At 65.0% G+C, this 19,899-nt stretch carries 16 protein-coding genes; 11 read left to right on the top strand and 5 right to left on the bottom strand.

The window, feature by feature from the left end; translation table 11 throughout:
- Positions 1-58: 58 nt before the first annotated feature.
- Both PP4_RS21565 and tadA read left to right on the top strand, forming a co-directional pair.
- Positions 59-1,441, top strand: a complete 1,383-nt coding sequence (locus PP4_RS21565) for a multicopper oxidase family protein (protein WP_016501264.1) — start codon at positions 59-61, stop codon at positions 1,439-1,441.
- Positions 1,441-1,920: a tRNA adenosine(34) deaminase TadA gene (gene tadA / locus PP4_RS21560; RefSeq protein ID WP_016501263.1), complete on the top strand. Its 480-nt coding sequence runs from the start codon at positions 1,441-1,443 to the stop codon at positions 1,918-1,920. Before PP4_RS21565 ends, tadA begins: the two co-directional genes overlap by 1 nt.
- Positions 1,921-2,030: 110 nt before the next feature.
- Here the strand turns inward: tadA and mltF are convergent, their stop codons facing one another.
- Positions 2,031-3,488, bottom strand: a complete 1,458-nt coding sequence (gene mltF, locus PP4_RS21555; protein WP_041167859.1) for a membrane-bound lytic murein transglycosylase MltF — start codon at positions 3,486-3,488, stop codon at positions 2,031-2,033.
- Between the two features lie 274 nt (positions 3,489-3,762).
- Here mltF and purL point away from each other — a divergent pair, with 274 nt between their 5' ends.
- Complete coding sequence (purL, locus tag PP4_RS21550; protein ID WP_016501261.1) at positions 3,763-7,662, top strand: phosphoribosylformylglycinamidine synthase; 3,900 nt, start codon at positions 3,763-3,765, stop codon at positions 7,660-7,662.
- 3 nt (positions 7,663-7,665) lie between these two features.
- Complete coding sequence (locus PP4_RS21545; RefSeq protein WP_016501260.1) at positions 7,666-7,977, top strand: hypothetical protein; 312 nt, start codon at positions 7,666-7,668, stop codon at positions 7,975-7,977.
- Between the two features lie 105 nt (positions 7,978-8,082).
- Here PP4_RS21545 and tatC read toward each other — a convergent pair whose 3' ends face one another.
- From tatC to tatA, 3 genes are read right to left on the bottom strand one after another with little or no spacing between them, the layout of a single operon-like run.
- On the bottom strand, positions 8,083-8,841 hold the full coding sequence (gene tatC / locus PP4_RS21540; protein ID WP_016501259.1) for a twin-arginine translocase subunit TatC: 759 nt from the start codon (positions 8,839-8,841) through the stop codon (positions 8,083-8,085).
- Positions 8,838-9,128, bottom strand: coding sequence for a Sec-independent protein translocase protein TatB (gene tatB / locus PP4_RS21535; protein ID WP_016501258.1), 291 nt, complete (start codon positions 9,126-9,128; stop codon positions 8,838-8,840). The genes tatC and tatB overlap by 4 nt, the downstream gene beginning before the upstream one ends.
- Positions 9,128-9,361, bottom strand: coding sequence for a twin-arginine translocase TatA/TatE family subunit (gene tatA, locus PP4_RS21530; RefSeq protein WP_016501257.1), 234 nt, complete (start codon positions 9,359-9,361; stop codon positions 9,128-9,130). Before tatA ends, tatB begins: the two co-directional genes overlap by 1 nt.
- A gap of 145 nt (positions 9,362-9,506) precedes the next feature.
- Here tatA and gspK point away from each other — a divergent pair, with 145 nt between their 5' ends.
- On the top strand, positions 9,507-10,472 hold the full coding sequence (gspK, locus tag PP4_RS21525; protein ID WP_016501256.1) for a type II secretion system minor pseudopilin GspK: 966 nt from the start codon (positions 9,507-9,509) through the stop codon (positions 10,470-10,472).
- Between the two features lie 188 nt (positions 10,473-10,660).
- Here the strand turns inward: gspK and PP4_RS21520 are convergent, their stop codons facing one another.
- Positions 10,661-12,736: a PhoX family protein gene (locus PP4_RS21520; RefSeq protein ID WP_016501255.1), complete on the bottom strand. Its 2,076-nt coding sequence runs from the start codon at positions 12,734-12,736 to the stop codon at positions 10,661-10,663.
- Between the two features lie 224 nt (positions 12,737-12,960).
- Between PP4_RS21520 and PP4_RS21515 the strand changes: the two genes are divergently transcribed.
- Genes PP4_RS21515 through gspG form a run of 6 tightly spaced genes read left to right on the top strand, consistent with a single transcriptional unit; the run spans position 12,961 to position 19,899 of the window.
- Positions 12,961-14,601 carry a bifunctional UDP-sugar hydrolase/5'-nucleotidase gene (locus PP4_RS21515; RefSeq protein ID WP_016501254.1) on the top strand — a complete coding sequence of 547 codons (1,641 nt, stop codon included), beginning with the start codon at positions 12,961-12,963 and terminating at the stop codon, positions 14,599-14,601.
- On the top strand, positions 14,598-15,023 hold the full coding sequence (locus PP4_RS21510) for a type II secretion system protein XcpP (RefSeq protein WP_016501253.1): 426 nt from the start codon (positions 14,598-14,600) through the stop codon (positions 15,021-15,023). The genes PP4_RS21515 and PP4_RS21510 overlap by 4 nt, the downstream gene beginning before the upstream one ends.
- A gap of 3 nt (positions 15,024-15,026) precedes the next feature.
- Positions 15,027-16,793: a type II secretion system secretin GspD gene (gene gspD, locus PP4_RS21505; protein ID WP_016501252.1), complete on the top strand. Its 1,767-nt coding sequence runs from the start codon at positions 15,027-15,029 to the stop codon at positions 16,791-16,793.
- Positions 16,793-18,241, top strand: a complete 1,449-nt coding sequence (locus tag PP4_RS21500; protein WP_016501251.1) for a GspE/PulE family protein — start codon at positions 16,793-16,795, stop codon at positions 18,239-18,241. Before gspD ends, PP4_RS21500 begins: the two co-directional genes overlap by 1 nt.
- A gap of 3 nt (positions 18,242-18,244) precedes the next feature.
- Entirely contained in the window at positions 18,245-19,447 is a 1,203-nt protein-coding gene (gene gspF / locus PP4_RS21495) for a type II secretion system inner membrane protein GspF (RefSeq protein WP_016501250.1), read from the top strand.
- A 17-nt stretch (positions 19,448-19,464) separates the two neighbouring features.
- Positions 19,465-19,899, top strand: a complete 435-nt coding sequence (gene gspG / locus PP4_RS21490) for a type II secretion system major pseudopilin GspG (protein WP_016501249.1) — start codon at positions 19,465-19,467, stop codon at positions 19,897-19,899.

Raw genomic sequence — 19,899 nt, 5'->3', positions numbered from 1 at the left:
CTTCATCGCCAGCCACTGCTGGCAGCTTGATTGAGCAGAACACGAGGTACCCGCACCGATGTCCTTCACCCGTCGACAAATGCTCAAGGGCCTGACCGGCCTGGTTGTGGTTGGCCTGGGCGCCGGTGGCGCGGCGCGTTACTGGCTGGGCAAGGTCGAAGATGACAATGCCGGGCATGATTACGAGCTGATCGCCGCGCCGCTGGATGTCGAGTTGGTGCCAGGTTTCAAGACCGAGGCCTGGGCGTTCGGGCCGTCGGCACCGGGCACCGAGCTGCGCGTGCGCCAAGGCACCTGGTTGCGGGTGCGCTTCATCAACCACCTTCCGGTGGAGACCACCATTCACTGGCATGGCATTCGGCTGCCGCTGGAAATGGACGGCGTGCCTTATGTGTCGCAATTGCCGGTCAAGCCGGGCGAGTACTTCGACTACAAGTTCCGCGTGCCGGATGCTGGCAGCTACTGGTATCACCCGCATGTCAGTAGCTCCGAAGAGCTCGGCCGCGGCCTGGTCGGCCCGCTGATCGTCGAGGAGCGTGAGCCCACCGGGTTCCAGCATGAGCGCACGTTGAGCCTGAAAAACTGGCATGTGGACGAGCAGGGCGCCTGGCTGCCTTTCAGCATCCCTCGCGAGGCGGCGCGCAATGGCACCGCAGGACGCTTGATCACCATCAATGGTCAGGCCGGCTCGGTCACCGAGCTGCCGGCTGGCCAAGTGGTGCGGGTGCGCCTGCTGAACCTCGACAACACCTGGACGTACCGCCTGAACCTCAAGGGCAACTGCGAGGCGAAAATCTATGCCCTCGACGGCAATCCGGTGACCCCGCGACCACTGGAGGACGAGTACTGGCTCGGCCCCGGCATGCGCATTTGCCTCGCCATCCGTATTCCCCAGGCCGGCGAGGAGATCTCCCTGCGCGATGGTTTCGTGCGTCTGGGTACCCTGCGTTCGGTGGCCAGCAATGACGCGCCGAGTGACTGGCCGCCAGCGCTGCCGGCCAACCCGATCGCCGAGCCGGACCTGGAGAATGCCGAAAAGCTCAACTTCAATTTCGAGTGGGCGGCCGGCGTGTCGGTCACCCCAGACCCGGACAAGCCGTCGAGTATGTGGCAGATCAACGGACAGGCCTGGGATATCACCGACAAGACCTGCGCCGACCGCCCCATCGCCACGTTGAAAAAGGGCAAGAGCTACATCTTCGAGCTGAAGAACATGACCCAGTACCAGCACCCGATCCACCTGCATGGCATGAGCTTCAAGGTGATCGGCTCCAACCGTCACGACATCAAGGAGCCGTGGTTCACCGACACCTACCTGCTGGGCAAGAACGAGCGCGCACAGGTGGCACTGGTGGCGGATAACCCGGGCACCTGGATGTTCCATTGCCACGTCATCGACCACATGGAAACCGGCCTGATGGCCGCGATTGCGGTGGTCTGATGCGCCCGCAGATCATCGATCGCAGCCGCGATCAGGAATTCATGCGCCTGGCCCTGGCCCTGGCCGCCGAAGGTGCGGCGCTGGGCGAGGTGCCCGTGGGTGCGGTGCTGGTGCAGCATGGGCAGGTGATCGGCCAGGGCTTTAACCGGCCGATCATCGACAGCGACCCCAGTGCGCATGCCGAGATGGTGGCCATCCGTGCTGCGGCGAAATCGGCCAGCAATTACCGCCTGCCCGGCAGCACCCTGTACGTGACCCTGGAACCTTGCAGCATGTGCGCGGGGCTGATCGTGCATTCGCGGGTGATGCGCGTGGTATTTGGCGCGCTGGAGCCCAAGGCAGGCATTGTGCAGAGCCAGGGGCAATTCTTCGGCCAAGGGTTCCTCAACCATCGGGTGATGGTGGAGGGCGGGGTGCTGGCGCAGGAGTGTGGGCAGATCCTCAGCGATTTCTTCAAGGCCCGCCGGGCCAAGACTTGACCTGAACCGGCCTCTTCGCGGGCATGCCCGCTCCCACAGAAATATCTACTCCCTTGGGGCTCTGCTGTACCTGTGGGAGCGGGCGCGCCCGCGAAGAGGCCGGTGCAGGCCTACATCGGCGGCGACTGATCCGCTGGCTTGTCCTTGTTCACCCCAGGCACATGCAGGTTGCCCTCGGCCACCTGGCCTTCGAGCTGCGGCTGGGTCACCCAGGTGAGGATGTCGTAGTAACGACGGATGTTGGCCACGAAGTGCACCGGCTCGCCGCCACGGGCATAACCGTATTTGGTCTGGCGATACCACTGCTTCTGCGACAGGCGCGGCAGCATCTTCTTCACGTCCAGCCACTTGTTCGGGTTGAGCTTCTCGCGCTTGGCCAGGGTACGGGCGTCTTCCAGGTGGCCACTGCCGACGTTATAGGCAGCCAGGGCAAACCAGGTGCGGTCCGGCTCCTGGATACTGTCGTCCAGCTCGGCCTTGATCTTCATGAAATACTTGGCACCACCCTGGATGCTCTGTTTCGGGTCCAGCCGGTTGGACACACCCATGGCCTGGGCGGTGCGCTGGGTCAGCATCATCAGGCCGCGAACACCGGTCTTGGAGGTGACCTCCGGCTGCCACATCGATTCCTGATAGCCGATGGCGGCCAGCAGACGCCAGTCTACCTGCTCGACCTTGGCGTAGCTCTTGAAGTGCTTTTCGTACTTGGGCAGGCGCTGTTGCAGGTGCTGGGCGAAGGTGTAGGCACCCACATAACCCAATACGTCGACATGGCCGTAATAGCGGTCTTTCAGGCGTTGCAGGGTGCCGTTCTTCTGCGCCTTGTCGAGAAATTCGTTGATTTCGTTGAGCAGGCTGTTGTCTTCGCCCGCTGCCACTGCCCAGCGCTGGTCGCGGGTGTCGCCCACGTCGAAGGCCACGCGCACGTTGGGGAAGTACACCTGGTTCATCGCCAGCTCGTTGGAGTCGACCAGGGTCAGGTCGATCTGCCCTTCGTCGACCATGCGCAGCAGGTCGACCACCTCCACGGCATCCGACTCTTCATATTCCAGGCCGGGGTTCTGTTTTTTCAGCTCGGCCAGCAGGTCGGCATGGCTGCTGCCTTTGAGCACCATGATTTTCTTGCCGACCAGGCCCTTGGCATTGGTCGGGCGCGGGCGGCCGTTGCGGTAGATTACCTGCGGGGTCACTTCCAGGTACGGGTGCGAGAATTTCGCCTGGGCCGTGCGCCGCTCGCTGCTGACCAGGCCGGCGGCTGCCAGCACCGGGCCGGAGGGTTTGCCGAGGTCGTCGAACAGCTCATCGAGGTTGTCGGCAGTCTCGATCTCCAGCTTCACCCCGAGATCGTCGGCGAAATGCTTGACCAGCTCGTACTCGAAACCGGTTTCGCCGTTGCGATCCTGAAAGTAGGTGGCCGGGCTGTTGCGGGTGATCACGCGCAGCACGCCATCCTCCTTCACGCGCTCGAGGGTGCTGGGTTTTTCAACGCAGGCACCGAGCAGCAGAAAGAGTCCGGTTGCGAGAAGCCATTTGGCGCAACGCTGGCGCAAAGCAGTGTGGGCGAACATAGGTTGCAGTATACGCAAAGGACCGGTTCAACCATATCTCGACAACGGTTAGCTTGTCTGGTAGCGGGTTTTGTGGTTTGAGGAGCTTGCCTGGCGATGTGTGGCGCTCGATCTCCCAAGCGCTGAAGAACCCAAGGCGAACCCCTCGGAAATCTGACCCGAAAGTCCGGTTACGCCGCCCGGCAGCCGTGGCGTAGAGCGGGTGCCGAAAGCCATCGAATTAGGCTAGAATGCACGGCCTCTAAGCACACCCCTTCCTGAGGCTGTCCCGACGATGTTGATCCTGCGCGGCGCTCCTGCCCTTTCTGCCTTTCGCCACGGTAAATTACTCGAGCAACTGAGCCAGAAAGTCCCCGCTGTTACTGGTTTGTATGCCGAATTCGCCCACTTCGCCGATGTCGATGGCGAGCTGACCGCCGACCAGCAGCAGGTGCTGGGCCGTCTGCTCAAGTACGGCCCGAGCGTGCCGGTACAGGAGCCGACCGGCCGCCTGTTCCTGGTCGTGCCGCGGTTGGGCACCATTTCGCCGTGGGCCAGCAAGGCCAGCGACATCGCCCACAACTGCGGCCTGCAGTCGATCCAGCGCCTGGAGCGCGGTATCGCCTACTACGTGGCCGGCACCCTGAGCGACGCTGATGCCGCACTGATTGCCGCCGAATTGCACGACCGCATGACCCAGCGTGTGCTCGCCCAGCTGGAGCAGGCATCCGACCTGTTCAGCCACGCCCAGCCCAAGCCGATGACCTCGGTGGATATCCTGGGCGGTGGCCGTGAGGCCCTGGCCCAGGCCAACATCGACCTGGGCCTGGCCCTGGCCGAAGACGAGATCGATTACCTGGTCGCGGCCTTCCAGAACCTTGCGCGCAACCCGAACGACATCGAACTGATGATGTTCGCCCAGGCCAACTCCGAGCACTGCCGCCACAAGATCTTCAACGCCAGTTGGGACATTGACGGCCAGGCTCAGGAAAAAAGCCTGTTCGGCATGATCAAGAACACCTACCAGATGCACAGCGAAGGCGTGCTGTCTGCGTACAAGGACAACGCCTCGGTGATCGTCGGCAATGTTGCCGGCCGCTTCTTCCCGAACCCTGAAACCCGCCAGTACGGCGCGGTGCAGGAGCCGGTGCACATCCTGATGAAGGTCGAAACGCACAACCACCCGACCGCCATCGCCCCGTTCTCGGGCGCTTCCACCGGCTCTGGCGGCGAAATCCGTGACGAAGGTGCTACCGGCCGTGGCGCCAAGCCCAAGGCTGGCCTGACCGGCTTTACCGTTTCCAACCTGCGTATCCCGGGCTTTGAACAGCCGTGGGAACAGGCTTACGGCAAGCCAGAGCGTATCGTTGACGCCCTCGATATCATGATCGAAGGCCCGCTGGGCGGTGCTGCGTTCAACAACGAATTCGGTCGCCCGGCCCTGACCGGTTACTTCCGTACCTTCGAGCAGTCGATCAACACCCCGCACGGCGAAGAGGTGCGCGGCTACCACAAGCCGATCATGCTGGCCGGTGGCATGGGCAACATCCGTGAAGACCACGTGCAGAAGGGCGAGATCACCGTCGGCGCCAAGCTGATCGTGCTCGGCGGCCCGGCCATGCTGATCGGCCTGGGCGGCGGCGCCGCTTCGTCGGTGGCGACCGGTGCCAGCTCGGCTGACCTGGACTTCGCTTCGGTACAGCGCGAAAACCCTGAAATGGAGCGCCGTTGCCAGGAAGTCATCGACCGCTGCTGGCAGCTGGGCGACAACAACCCGATCGCCTTCATCCACGACGTCGGCGCGGGCGGTATCTCCAATGCCTTCCCGGAACTGGTCAACGACGGTGGCCGTGGTGGCCGCTTCGAGCTGCGTAACGTGCCCAATGACGAGCCGGGCATGGCCCCGCACGAAATCTGGAGCAACGAATCGCAAGAGCGTTACGTGCTGGCTGTCAGCGCGGTCGACTTCGAGCGTTTCCAGGCCATCTGCGAGCGTGAGCGTTGCCCGTTTGCCGTGGTCGGCGAAGCGACTGAAGAGCCGCACCTGACCGTAAGCGACAGCCACTTCGGCAACACGCCTGTGGACATGCCGCTGGACGTGCTGCTGGGCAAACCGCCGCGCATGCACCGTTCGGTTACCCGCGAAGCCGAGCTGGGCGATGACTTCGACCCGAGCGAGCTGGACCTGGACAACGCCGTCCAGCGCGTGTTGAACCATCCGGCGGTGGCCAGCAAGAGCTTCCTGATCACCATCGGCGACCGCACCATCACCGGCCTGGTTGCCCGCGACCAGATGGTCGGCCCGTGGCAGGTACCGGTCGCCGACTGCGCCGTCACCGCCACCAGCTTCGACGTCTACACCGGTGAAGCCATGGCCATGGGCGAGCGCACCCCGCTGGCGCTGCTGGATGCCCCGGCGTCCGGCCGCATGGCCATCGGTGAAACCCTGACCAACCTGGCGGCCTCGCGCATCGAGAAGCTGTCCGACATCAAACTGTCGGCCAACTGGATGTCCGCTGCCGGCCACCCGGGTGAAGACGCCCGCCTGTACGACACCGTCAAGGCTGTCGGCATGGAGCTGTGCCCGGAGCTGGGCATTACCATTCCGGTCGGCAAAGACTCGATGTCGATGAAGACCAAGTGGAGCGATGAGGGCGGCGAGAAGAGCGTCACCTCGCCAATGTCGCTGATCATCACCGGCTTTGCCCCGGTCACCGACATCCGCAAGACCCTGACCCCTGAGCTGCGCATGGACAAGGGCGAAACCGACCTGATCCTGATCGACCTGGGCCGTGGCAAAAACCGCATGGGCGCCTCGATCCTGGCCCAGACCTACGGCAAGATCGCTGCCCAGGCACCGGACGTCGACGACGCCGAAGACCTCAAGGCCTTCTTCGCCGTGATTCAGGGCCTGAACGCCGACGGCCACCTGCTGGCCTACCACGACCGCTCCGACGGCGGCCTGGTCACCACCGTGCTGGAAATGGCCTTCGCCGGCCACTGCGGCCTCGACCTGCAACTCGACCCACTGACCGACAACCGCAAGGACGTCCCGGCCATCCTCTTCAACGAAGAGCTGGGTGCGGTCATCCAGGTTCGCCAGGATGCCACCCCGGACGTGCTGGCACAGTTCAGCGCCGCTGGCCTGGGCGAAGAGTGCGTCGCAGTGATCGGCAAGCCGGTCAACAACGCCGAAGTGTCCATCAGCCTGAACGGCGAAGTGCTGTTCGACGACGACCGTCGCATGCTGCAGCGCCAGTGGGCCGAGACCAGCTACCAGATCCAGCGCCTGCGCGACAACGCTGATTGTGCCGACCAGGAATTCGACCTGCTGCTCGAGGAAGACAACCCGGGCCTGTCGGTCAAGCTGGGCTTCGACGTCAACGACGACATCGCCGCGCCGTACATCAAGAAGGGCGTGCGCCCGCAAGTGGCCATCCTGCGTGAGCAGGGCGTCAACGGCCAGGTCGAGATGGCAGCCGCCTTCGACCGCGCCGGTTTCGCCGCCATCGACGTGCACATGAGCGACATCCTCGCGGGCCGAGTCGACTTCGAGGCCTTCAAGGGCCTGGTCGCCTGCGGTGGCTTCTCCTACGGTGACGTGCTGGGTGCCGGTGAAGGCTGGGCCAAGTCGGCGCTGTTCAACGCCCGTGCCCGTGACGCCTTCCAGGCCTTCTTCGAGCGTACCGACAGCTTCGCCCTGGGCGTGTGCAACGGTTGCCAGATGATGTCCAACCTGCACGAGCTGATCCCGGGCACCGAGTACTGGCCGCACTTCGTGCGTAACCGCTCGGAGCAGTTCGAGGCACGCGTGGCCATGGTCGAGGTGCAGAAGTCCAACTCGATCTTCCTGCAGGGCATGGCCGGTTCGCGCATGCCAATCGCCATCGCCCACGGTGAAGGCCATGCCGAGTTCGCCAACGAAGCGGCACTGCTGGAAGCCGACCTGTCCGGTTGCGTGGCCCTGCGCTACGTCGACAACCACGGCAAGGTCACCGAAGCCTACCCGGCCAACCCGAACGGCTCGCCGCGTGGTATCACCGGCCTGACCAGCCGCGACGGCCGTGTGACCATCATGATGCCGCACCCGGAGCGTGTGTTCCGCGCCGTGCAGAACTCCTGGCGCCCGGATGAGTGGCAGGAAGATGCCGCGCTGATGCGTATGTTCCGCAACGCGCGGGTGTGGGTGAACTAAGGCGTGTACAAGCTCGCCTTCTTCGTCCCCGCCAGCCACGTCGAAGTGGTCAAGGCCGCTGTGTTCGCTGCGGGTGGCGGGCGCATCGGTGACTATGACCACTGTGCCTGGCAAACCCTGGGCCAGGGCCAGTTCCGCCCGTTGGACGGCAGCCAGCCGTACCTCGGGCAAACCGGCCAGGTCGAGGTGGTGGAGGAGTGGAAGGTGGAGCTGGTGGTGGCTGACGACCTGATTACCCAGGTCGTCGCAGCGCTCAGGCAAAGCCACCCGTACGAGACGCCAGCCTATGAGGTCTGGCGGCTCGCCGAGTTCTAGACCGCATCAAGGCCATCGCCGGCAAGCCAGCTCCCACAGGGATAACACCCATATCAGACACTGTGATATCCCTGTGGGAGCTGGCTTGCCGGCGATAGGGCACTGTCAGCCAGCCACAATCTCCTTGCCTTGCTCAGGCTGCTTCAACATTCCACAAGCCAGCAACCCCACCTCGAACAGCACCCACATCGGCACCGCCAGCATCGTCTGCGAAAACACATCCGGCGGCGTCAGGATCATCCCCACCACAAAGCACCCGACGATCACGTAGGGCCTGCTGCGCCTCAGTGTGGCTACATCTGCCAACCCCACCCAGACCACGATGAACGTCGCCACCGGGATCTCGAACGCCAGCCCGAACGCCAGGAACAGCGCCAGGATGAAGTCCAGGTACTGGCTGATATCGGTCATCATCGCCACGCCGTCCGGCGTTACGCTGGCAAAAAAGCCGAACATCATCGGGAACACCAGAAAGAACGCGAACGCCATGCCGGCATAGAACAACACGATGCTCGACACCAGCAGCGGCAAGGCAATGCGCCGCTCTCGGCGGTACAGCCCCGGCGCCAGAAAACCCCAGGCCTGGTGCAGCAGTAGCGGCATAGCCACGAACAGTGCGCACATTGCGGTCAGCTTGAAGGGTGTCAAGAACGGCGAGGTGACGCTGGTGGCGATCATGCTCGCGCCTTCCGGCAAAAAGCGCCGCAGCGGCTCGGATATGAGCGTGTACAGCGTCTGGGCGAAAGGGAACAGGCCGGCGAACACCACTGCTACCAGCGCCAGGCAACGCACCAGGCGTTTGCGCAGGTCGCGCAGGTGTTCGGTCAGCGGCATGCCGGCCGCCGGGTCCATCGCAATACTCATGAGGCGTTTTCCTTGGGCAGCGTGACGGTGGCCGCGTCATTGGCCGGCTCCGTGTTCAGGCTGATGCCTTGGCGGATCTCCTGTTCCAGGCGCTGCAAGGGGGCGCTGTCGAGGTCGGGCAACTCGATCTCGCGCTCTACCTGCGTGCGCAAGGCATGCATGGCCCGGCGCGCCTGGCCCAGGCCGCGGCCAAGGGTGCGCGCTGCCACCGGCAGGCGCTCCGGGCCCAACACCAGCAGCGCGACGACGCCAACCAGCAGCAGCTCGCTGAAGCCTACCTCGAACATCAGGCCTGACGGTCCGCTTGAGGCTGCTGCGTGGCCTGGCCGGTCAGTGGGGCCTGTTGCTGAACCTGCGCCTGGCCAGGTGCGTTGGCGTCAGCGTCGCCGCCCATGGACTTGCGAAAACCCTGGATCGCCTCGCCCACATCGCTACCAAGGCCCTTGAGGCGCTTGGTACCAAACAGCAGAAATACGATCAGCAGTACGATCACCAGTTGCCAGATTCCAATGCCACCCATTGCGACCACTCCTGTAAGGTCATGAAAAGGAACGGCAATCCTGCCTCGTGTAGATGACGTGCACATGACGAGCGGGCATTGCCATCTACCTGCAACACGCCGCGTGTTCACTGGCGTCTTTCTTCCACGAGCGAGGCACGCACGGATGGGTGGCAGGCAACAGCAGGGTGCGGCCCTGCTGATGGTGATGGTGGTGTTGGCAATGCTGGCGGCGGGCATGGCCTGGCTGGTGGAAGATGGCCGGCGCCAGGTGGATGAAGTGCGCCTGCTGCACCAGCGGGTGCAGGCGCGGGCCATGGAGCAGGCTGGCCTGGCCTATGCCGGGCAGGCCCTGCGCGACCCCGCCTGGCGGCTTAGCCCGCTGTTTTGGCAGGCCTTGCGTGGGCAGCCGCTGAACTACGATTTTGGCGCCGGTCACGCGCAACTGCGGGTGCGCGACCAGCACACCTGCTTCAACGTCAATGCGCTGCTGGGCGCCGATGGCGAGCGTGCCGAACGCCAGTTGCGCTACCTGCTGGGCGACGACATGGCTGCCGAGCGCCTGGTCGATGCGCTGGCCGACTGGCTCGACGCCGACAGCGACACCCGCCTGCAGGGCGCCGAAAGCGCCCAGTACCTGCGCCAACAACCGCCGCGCCTGGCGGCCAACCAGCCGATGCTCGACACCAGCGAGCTGAACCTGCTGCTGGAGTCGGACTCCGCTCGCCAGGCTCGTTACCCGATGCTCTGCGCCTTGCCCCAGGTCACCGGCTGGCGCCTGAACGCCAATGCGCTTGGGCTGGAGCATCTTCCGTTACTGGAGGCGCTGTACGAAGGGCGCTATTCGCGGTCGTTGCTCAGCCGCATCATCAGCGGGCGGCCGGCGTCGGGGTACGTGGATGCGGCCGCGTTGCGCCAGGCGCTGGGGGCGGTGGATGACGAAACGTTCGAACGGCTGAGCGAAGGGTTGCTGCTGAACAGCGGGTATTTCCTGTTGCAGTTGTCGTTCGAGGAAGAGGGGCGGGCGATACGCAGCGAATTCCAGGTGGAAGCGCTGGGGGTGGTGCAATGGCATGCCCGGGTGCCGGCGCAGCAAGTGCGGGTGCGTAGCCGGGAGCCCATGGCCTGGTAGGGCTTGAGATTGTCGGGGCTGCTGTGCAGCCCTTTCGCCGGCAAGCCAGCTCCCACAGGAAACCACGATATTCAGAGGCTGTGTATCCGCTGGCTCCCGCAGGAAAAGGCATTCATGGCCTGTGATATCCCTGTGGGAGCTGGCTTGCCGGCGAAAGGGCCGCAAAGCGGCCCCCGGAAACAGCTCGATCAGGCAGTCCCGATTTCCCCGCCATCATTGCGTTGAATCACCACCGTCGAAGCCCGCGGCCTTACCTTGGCCCCAGCTGGAGTAGCATCGGTCGCCTTGTCGGTATACGGCCAGTTCCCGGGGTGCTGAATGTTGACGAACAAGGTCTTGTTGTCCGGGGTAAAGGCAATCCCGGTCACTTCGCACTCATTCGGCCCAACAAAGAAGCGGCGCAGGTCCACCTGGTTCTGTGCGTTCACCGGCACTTGCTTGCCGGTAGCGTCCACAAGGTCGGTAGGGATCACTGCCAGCAACTGGTCGTTGGTGTAATCGGTGAGGGTACTCTCGCCGTTGTCGGTCTCGAACCACAGCACGCCACGGCTATCGAAGCTCATGCCGTCGGGGCCTGCGAACTGGTTCAGTTCGGTCAGGCCGGAACGGTTGATGTCGGCAGTACCGGCGGCGTTTGCGCCGAACACGAAGATGTCCCAGTTGAAGCTCAACTGGTCGTCGCTGTCGTGCCAGCGAATGATGTGGCCGTGGCGGTTCGGGCCGCGCGGGTTGGCCGCGTCGACCTTTTCCGGGGTGCGCGCGCTGTTGTTGGTCAGGGTCAGGTACACGTCGCCGTTCAGCGGGTTGACCGTCGTCCATTCCGGGCGGTCCATCGGCGTTGCGCCCACGGCATCGCCAGCCCCACGGGTGTTGAGGATGATGCCTGGCAGGTCACCATACAGCGCACCCAGGGTGCTGCCAGCTGTGGTGGCGGTGGCCATGTCCAGCAGCAGCCATACGCCGGTGCCATCGGCATTGAAGCGCGCCACATAGAGCTTGCCCTGGTCCAGGTACTTGGCGCCGGTGGCCAGGCGGTCGGCCGGGTTGGCATCGGCGGCATCCCACACAGCGGTGGACACCCACTTGTACAGGTACTCGTTGTTCGAGTCGTCACCCATGTACCACACCAGCGGCTTGCCGGGGACTGGCAGGCCTGGGGCGCAGCCCTCGTGGCGGAAGCGGCCCAGCGCGGTGCGCTTGGTGGCCAGGGTGCTGCTGTTGTACGGGTCGATCTCGACGATGTAACCGTAGGTGCTGGCTTCGTTGCGGTAGTCGTCGGTCGCGCTGGCGCCCTTGATGGTGACGTCGAAACGGGCGAACTCGTCGGCCACTTCGGTGCTGTCACCGGCAGCGCTTTCCCACTTGTACTGGCCGCTGGAGGTGCCCACGCCAATACGGCGCTGGTCTTCGGGGCGGGTGCCCTTGTTGACGAAGATGCCCGGCCAGTTCTCTTCACAGGTCAGGTAGGTGCCCCACGGGGTGTAACCGTTGCCGCAGTTGTTGTTGGTGCCACGGCAGTGGGTACCGGCGGTGGAGTATTTGGTCTTGACGTGGTCGGTGCCGCGCAGCGGGCCGGTGATTTCCATGCGCGACGCTGTGGTGAAGCGGCGGTTCAGCGGGTCGTTGTCGACCACCTGCCAGCGGCCGCTGACTTTCTTCAGGCGCACCACGCCAGCCCCGTGGGCGTTGATTTCCTTGCGCACTTCCTCGACCGGGCGCTTGCCGTTGACATCGGTGGTCGGGCCGGCCGGGTGCAGGGCGGCGGTGTCGATGTATTCGAAGTTGATCGCCAGCAGGCCGTCTTCCGAACTGCCGTTGATAGGGAAGAAGTGCATGCCGTCATGGTGCATGCCCATGGCGTTGGCCTGGTCGGTCGAGGTGTTGCTGCCGTCGGACTTCCATGGGTTGCCGTTGCTGTTCAGCGGCGTGCCCCACGGCGCCAGCACGTAGGCGCTGTAACCGGCGGCAACCACACAGGCGTCGGTGCGCGAGCCCGGGATGGACTGGAAGCCCAGTGCCAGTTTTGGCACCTCCGGCTCAGTCACAGGCGGTTCGGTCACCGGTGGCTCGGTGACCGGATCATCGTGATCGGAACCACCACCGTCGAAGCAGCCTGTCAGGCCAGTACCGGCAATCATGGCGATGGCGGCGCCCAGGCTGCCGCGCATCACGCTGCGGCGGCTGAGGTAGGCGTCCATGACGTTGGCCATCGGCATGTTGGCGCTGTGGTTCCGGTCCAGGTTGTCGCCGGTATCTCGACTCATCAGGGTGTCCTTGTAATGGCTGAGTTAGAGGAACCCGCGACTTTAGTGAGGAAATATGATGATTGATTGGCAGAAATGTTAAGGGGTTTTTAAAACGCCTCGCTCTTAGAAGGTCCTCTGACAGATCAATTTGGAATGTCTGTCGGATTTCTGCCATCAAACTGTAATGCCAACGCCGCAACATCCGGGGCCCTGAATGAATGTGGAAAAGGACGGCGGGTGCGATGGCGAGCAGTGTGCACAGGCGCGAAGTGATCGGCTGGATGGGTGTCGGGGCATTGGCACCGCTGCTCGGCGCCTGTTCTGCCTTCCCTGGGCAGCAGGGCGGCAACGCCCGGCTCGACCTGTTGTACGTGGCCGATACGCTCGATGCCCGCCAACCCGGCCAGGCCGTGGTGCCAGCGACCCGCCTGGGGCCGGTCAGCCACTTGGGCCGCGCGCCGTGGATGACCGGCAGCAGCGCCAGCCTTGCCTACCCGCAACTGGCACCGCTGCTCGATGCCAGCCAGGCAGCCGCCGCGCAGCTGGGCGGCTATGCGGTGCTGGCGGCGCTGCTGGAGCAACTGCGCGGCGAGGCCGGCGCAGGCAATAGCCTGACCCTGGAGAATGGCCAAGGCTGGAACGGCAGTGGCCTGGCCTACCTGACCCAAGGCGAAAGCGGGGTGCAGGGCAGCCAACTGCTGGGCACCGAAGCGCGGGTCAGCAGTGACGAGCGTGTGCTGTGGCCACAACGCAGTACCGGGCTGTATCGCCAGGCTGGCGCCGTTACCCTCGGCGCAGGCCTGGCGGACGCGCAACGCAAAGCCCTGGGCCTTGAAGCCTTGCACGTCTTCGAGCGCGGCGGCGCACGGATTGCCGTGGTCGGCGTGAGCGACCCCTATGCCCAGGACCAGAAAGCTTCCCTCAAACTGTGGTACCAGTCGCTGCAGCCGGTGTTCGAGCAGGCCCGGCGCGAGGCCGACCTGGTGGTGGCCATGGCCGATGTCGGCACCGGCCCCGGGCTGTGGCTTGCCGAGAGGGTTCCGCAAATCGATGTGCTGTTGTGCGCCCGTGGCCAGGACCTGTGGCCGGCGCCCGTCGAGGTAACCCAGGCCAATGGTCGGCGTGTGCCGGTGCTGTTTGCCGGTTGCCGGGGCAGCGGTGCCTTCCGCCTGCGCTGCCAGCGCGTGGCCGGGCTGTGGCAGTTCGACGGGCGTTTCTTCCCGGCCTTTGCACAGCAACTGGCGCCAGCCGCGCAGCTGCGTGTCGGGGCATTGCAGGCACAGCTGCACCAGCAACGTGCCGGCCACGCGGCGTGGCTCGACCAGCCGCTGGCCCGCGCGCCACAGGCCTTGTGGCGCCGTGATACCCGTGGCGGCAGCTGGGACCGCCTGCTGCATCAGGCCTTGGCCGATGACAACGGCATGCCCGTGCTGTTGCCGGGCCTGCGTTACGACTACCCGCTGCCCACAGGTGCTTCGATCACACGTGAACACCTGATCAGCCTCACCGGTGGCTACCCGGCACCGGTGGTCGAAGCGCCGGCCCGGCAGGTGGAACAAGTGCTGGAGAACGCTGCAGAGCAGCTGTTCGGCGATCCGCTGCTGCTCGACAACAGCCAGGACCTGCCGCGCTGGCAGGGCCAGGCCTGGGGTGTCAGCTACAGTCCGCAAGGCAAGCGCATCACTGGGCTGGAGCCGATGCAGGGCCTGTGCCGCACCTTCGGCCTGCAGTTTGAAAGCCAGGCTGGCGAACCCCTGTGGCAACGGGTCGAAGCCTGGCTCGCCCGCCAACCTGGCGACTGGCAACTGGCGCCGCTCCAACTGCCCGAAGTGCGTTACGTGCAGGGGCACCCGGGGTGGCACCCACGGCAGTTGGCCTCGTGACACTCGCCTCGCGCTTGTTCACCGGCGCTGGCCTGACGCTGGCCGGCTGGCTGGCCGCCCAGTGCGTGCTGCAACTGAGCCGCCAGCCGCAACCGGCCATGGTGCCGGCGACGGTCGCCAACCCGCTGCCGGGGCTGATGGTCGGCCACTGGCAAGCGCCCATCGACGACGGTGCCATCGCCATTACCCGCCTGCCATTGCACTACCTCGGCGGCCTCAGGGCGCAGCCGCTGTCTTCCAGTGTGGTGGTGCTGCGCTACGGCGAGCAGGTGCGCACCCTGGCCCGCGGTCAGCGCCTGGCGCCGGGGATCGTGCTGCAGGACATCGACACCGATGGCCTGATTTTCAACAACCAGGGGCGGCGTGAACGCCTGCCCTGGCCGCCACGCCCCGCCGTGACCGGCTTCAAGCGGCAAGGATGAACGATGCCTGTTAGATACTGCGTGGCCGCCGTGCTGAGCCTGGCCCTGGCCATAGGCCTACCTGAGGCCCGCGCCGAAGAGCCGGTGTTCGATGAAAATGGTACGCCGATGTACGAGGTGAACTTCGTCGACACCGAACTGGGCGAGTTCATCGACAGCGTGTCGCGCATCACCGGCACCACCTTCATCGTCGACCCCCGGGTCAAGGGCAAGGTCACCGTGCGCACCGTCGACCTGCACGACGCCGATGCCATCTACGACATCTTCCTGGCGCAGTTGCGCGCCCAGGGTTACGCCACTGTCGACCTGCCCAATGGCAGCGTGAAGATCGTCCCCGACCAGGCCGCGCGCCTGGAGCCGGTGCCGGTCGAGGCGGGTGGGCAGCAGGGCGAAGGCAGTGACAGCGTGGCGACGCGGGTATTCAACGTGCGCAACGCCGCCAGCGAGCAGGTGCTGGGCATCCTCAAACCGCTGATCGACCCACGGGTCGGGGTAATCACACCGTACCCGGCGGCGCACCAGTTGGTGGTGACCGACTGGCGCAGCAACCTGGACCGAATCGCCAGCCTGCTGCGCCAGCTCGACCGCCCCCAGGAAGCACCTGGCAACGGCAGTACCCAGGTCATCTACCTTAGGCACGCCAATGCAGGTGAAGTGGTCAAGGTGCTGCGCGGGCTGAGCCAGGAAGGCATGGCGCCGGCTGAAGGCACGGGCGAAGGCGAGGGCAAGGACAGGCCGGTAATGGCCGCCGCCGGTGGCCCGGGCATTCGCCTGGAGTACGAAGAAGGCACCAACGCCGTGGTCATGGTCGGCCCCGACAGCGAGCTGGCCGACTACCGCGCCATCGTCGAACAGCTGGACATCCGTCGTGCCCAGGTGGTGGTGGAAGCCATCATCGCCGAGGTGTCCGACAGCAGCGCCCAGGAGCTGGGTGTGCAATGGCTGTTTGCCGACGAAAAATTCGGCGCCGGCATCGTCAATTTTGGCAGCAACGGGGTGAACATCGCCAATATCGCCGGGGCTGCTGCCAGTGGTGACAACGAGGCGCTTGGCGACCTGTTGTCCGCGACTACCGGCGCCACGGCGGGCATCGGCCATTTCGGCGGCGGGTTCAACTTTGCCATGCTGGTCAATGCACTGAAGGGCAAGAGCGGCTTCAACTTGCTGTCCACGCCCACCCTGTTGACCCTGGACAACGCCGAAGCGTCGATCCTGGTCGGCCAGGAAGTGCCCTTCGTTACCGGCTCGGTCACGCAAAACAACGCCAACCCGTACCAGACCATCGAGCGCAAAGAGGTCGGGGTGAAGCTGCGTATCAAGCCGCAGATCAACATCGACAACAGCGTGCGCCTGGACATTGTCCAGGAGGTGTCGTCGATTGCCGAGTCCAGCGCGGCCAGCGACGTGATCACCAACAAGCGCGAGATCAAGACCAAGGTCATGGTCGAAGACAATGGCCTGGTCATTCTCGGCGGCCTGATCAGCGACGAGTTGAGCACCAGTAACCAGCGCGTGCCGCTGCTCGGTGATATCCCTTACCTGGGCCGGCTGTTCCGCTCCGATGCCACCAGGAACACCAAGCAGAACCTGATGGTGTTCATCCGCCCGCGCATCCTGCGGGACGGGCCGAGCCTGGCCGGGCTCAGCGAAGACAAATACCGCACCCTGCAGCAGACCACACCGCTGCAACTGCCGGACCTTGCAGAGGGCACGCCGTTGTTGCAGGTGTTCCCCTCCAGCCGCGCACGCCTCGAAGGCGGTGCCTGGTGATGTTGCCGTATCGCCAGGCACGCCAGAGCGGGGTGGCCATGACCACGACGGAACAGGGCTGGCAGCTGTGGCTGCGGCCCGACGCCGACAGTGCCCAGTTGCAGGAACTGCTGCGGGTACATGGCCAGCCCTGCATGCTCGAATACCTGGAGCCTGCCGTGTTCGACGAGCGCCTCGGCCAGCTGTACCAGGCCGGCGATGGCGCCAATCAAGCGCTGATCGAAGGCATCGGCGACCAGGTCGACCTGGACAGCCTGATGAGCGAGATGCCGCAGGTCGAAGACCTGCTGGAAAGCGATGACGAAGCCCCGGTAATTCGCCTGATCAACGGCCTGTTCGGCCAGGCGCTGCGCCTGCGCGCCTCGGACATCCATATCGAAACCTTCGAGCAAAGCCTGGTGGTGCGCCTGCGCGTCGATGGCCACCTGCGCGAAGTGCTACGCCCGCCGCGTGCGCTGTCGGCCATGCTGGTGTCGCGGATCAAGGTCATGGCACGGCTGGATATTGCCGAGAAGCGCCAGCCCCAGGACGGCCGTATTACCCTGCGCGCGGCAGGGCGCGAGGTGGATGTGCGGGTTTCGACCCTGCCCGGCATCCATGGCGAGCGCGTGGTCATGCGTGTGCTCGACAAGCAGGCCAGCTTGCTCGCGCTGGGCAACCTGGGCATGCCGCCCGCGGTGTTGCAGGGCCTGCGCAGTTGCCTGGCGCGGCCCAACGGTATCGTGCTGTCCACCGGCCCGACCGGTTCGGGCAAGACCACCACCCTGTACGCCAGCCTCAACAGCCTCAACGATGGCAGCCGCAACATTCTCACCGTCGAGGATCCGGTGGAATACGCCATCGCCGGCATCGGCCAGACCGCCATCAACCCGCGTGCGGGGCTGACGTTCGCCAGTGGCTTGCGCGCCATCCTGCGTCAGGACCCGGACGTGATCATGCTCGGCGAAATCCGTGACCAGGAAACCGCGCAAATAGCCGTGCAGGCCAGCCTGACCGGCCACCTGGTGCTGTCCACCCTGCACACCAACAGTGCCGTGGGTGCGGTGACCCGCCTGCGCGACATGGGTATCGAGCCGTTTCTGATTGCCTCGTGCCTGCGCGGTGTGCTGGCCCAGCGGCTGGTGCGGCGTCTGTGCAGTTGCGCCGTGGCGCACCCGCTGCAAGCTGCCGAGCGTGACCTGTGGCCAGAACTGACGTCGCTGGGCAGCAGCTACCACGCGGTGGGCTGCGAGCAGTGCCAGGGCAGCGGCTATGCCGGGCGCCTGGGCCTGTACGAATTCATCGAACTGGATGCCGGGCTGATCGGCCTGCTGTATGACGGCGCCAGTGAACTGGCCATGCAGGAGTACCTGGCCGGGCGCCGGCAGAGCCTGGTCGCAATGGCCAGCGACTGCCTGGCCCGTGGCGAGACCAGCCTGGCCGAAGTACTGCGTGTGGTGCAGGGCTAAACCATGCCGACCTATCGCTACTTGGCCGTCGACCTCGCCGGCAAGACCCGCAAGGCCAGCGTGCAGGCTGACAGTGAACGCCATGCGCGTCAGTTGCTGCGCGATCAGGGGCTTTTTGCCCGCCAGTTGCAGCGCCAGGACAGCAGTAATCGGCAACCCCGGCGCCAGCGTTTGAGCCGTGCCCAGCTGTGTGAACTGACCCGTCAGCTGGCCACATTGACCGGTGCCGGCATCCCCTTGGTCGATGCCTTGGGCACCCTTGAGCGTCAGTTGCGTCAACCTGCCCTGCACAGTGTGATGGTGGCCCTGCGTGGCTCCCTTGCCGAAGGCCTGGGCCTGGCCCGCAGCCTGGCGCGCCAGGGGGCGCCATTCACTGGCTTGTACTGCGCGCTGGTCGAGGCCGGCGAACGCTCCGGGCGCCTGGCACAGGTGCTGACCCGGCTGGCCGATCACCTTGAACAGGTGCAACGGCAACAGCACAAGGCGCGTACTGCGCTGATCTATCCCACCGTACTGATGGGCGTATCGCTTGCCGTGGTCGTAGGCCTGATGACTTTTGTCGTGCCCAAGCTCACCGAACAGTTTGCCCACGCGGGGCAAAGCCTGCCGCTGATCACCGCGTTGCTGATCGGCCTGAGCGAGGGGCTGGTGCAGGCCGGGCCCTGGTTGCTGGGCCTGGCGCTATTGATGGGCGTGCTCGGCACCTTGCTGTTGCGCAAGCCGCACTGGTGCCTGCGCCGCGACCAGATGCTGCTGTGCCTGCCTCGTATCGGCAGCCTGTTGCAGGTGCTGGAAAGCGCACGCCTGGCACGCAGCCTGGCGATTCTCAGCGGCAGTGGCGTAGCCCTGCTCGAAGCCTTGCAAGTAGCTACCGAAACGGTCGGCAACCGGCGCATCCGCCTGGCCATGGAGCAGGTCCGCCAGCAAGTGCAGGGCGGCACCAGCCTGCACCGTGCGCTGGATGCCAGCCAGCAATTCCCACCGCTGCTGGTGAACATGGTCGGCAGCGGCGAGGCCAGCGGCACCCTGGCCGACATGCTTGAGCGCGTGGCCGACGACCAGGAGCGTGGCTTTGCCCGCCAGGTGGATACCGCCATGGCGCTGTTCGAACCCCTGATGATCCTGGTGATGGGCGCTGTGGTGCTGTTCATCGTGCTGGCGGTGCTGCTGCCGATCATGCAACTCAACCAGGGCCTGCAACTGTGAATACAAGGAGTACTGCCATGCAGCATCAACGTAACCGCCAGCGCGGTTTCACCCTCATGGAAATCATGGTGGTGATCTTCATCATCGGCCTGCTGATCGCCGTGGTCGCGCCCAGCGTGCTGGGCAACCAGGACAAGGCCATGAAGCAGAAGGTGATGGCCGACCTGGCCACCCTGGAGCAGGCGCTGGACATGTACCGCCTGGACAACCTGCGCTTTCCCAGCACTGAACAGGGCCTGGCCGCGCTGGTGAAAAAGCCGAGCCAGGAACCGCTGCCGCGGGCCTGGCGCAGTGACGGCTATGTGCGCCGCCTGCCGGAAGACCCATGGGGCACCCCGTACCAGTACCGCATGCCCGGTGAGCATGGCCGGGTGGATGTGTATTCGCTGGGTGCCGATGGCCAGCCGGGCGGTGAAGGCCAGGATGCCGACCTGGGTAACTGGGCGCTGTAA

Origin of the sequence: Pseudomonas putida NBRC 14164, assembly GCF_000412675.1 — a bacterium.
GTDB classification, from domain to species: domain Bacteria; phylum Pseudomonadota; class Gammaproteobacteria; order Pseudomonadales; family Pseudomonadaceae; genus Aquipseudomonas; species Aquipseudomonas putida.
The sequence above is the reverse complement of the archived record's forward strand: the minus strand, read 5'-3'. Positions and strand labels throughout refer to the sequence as shown.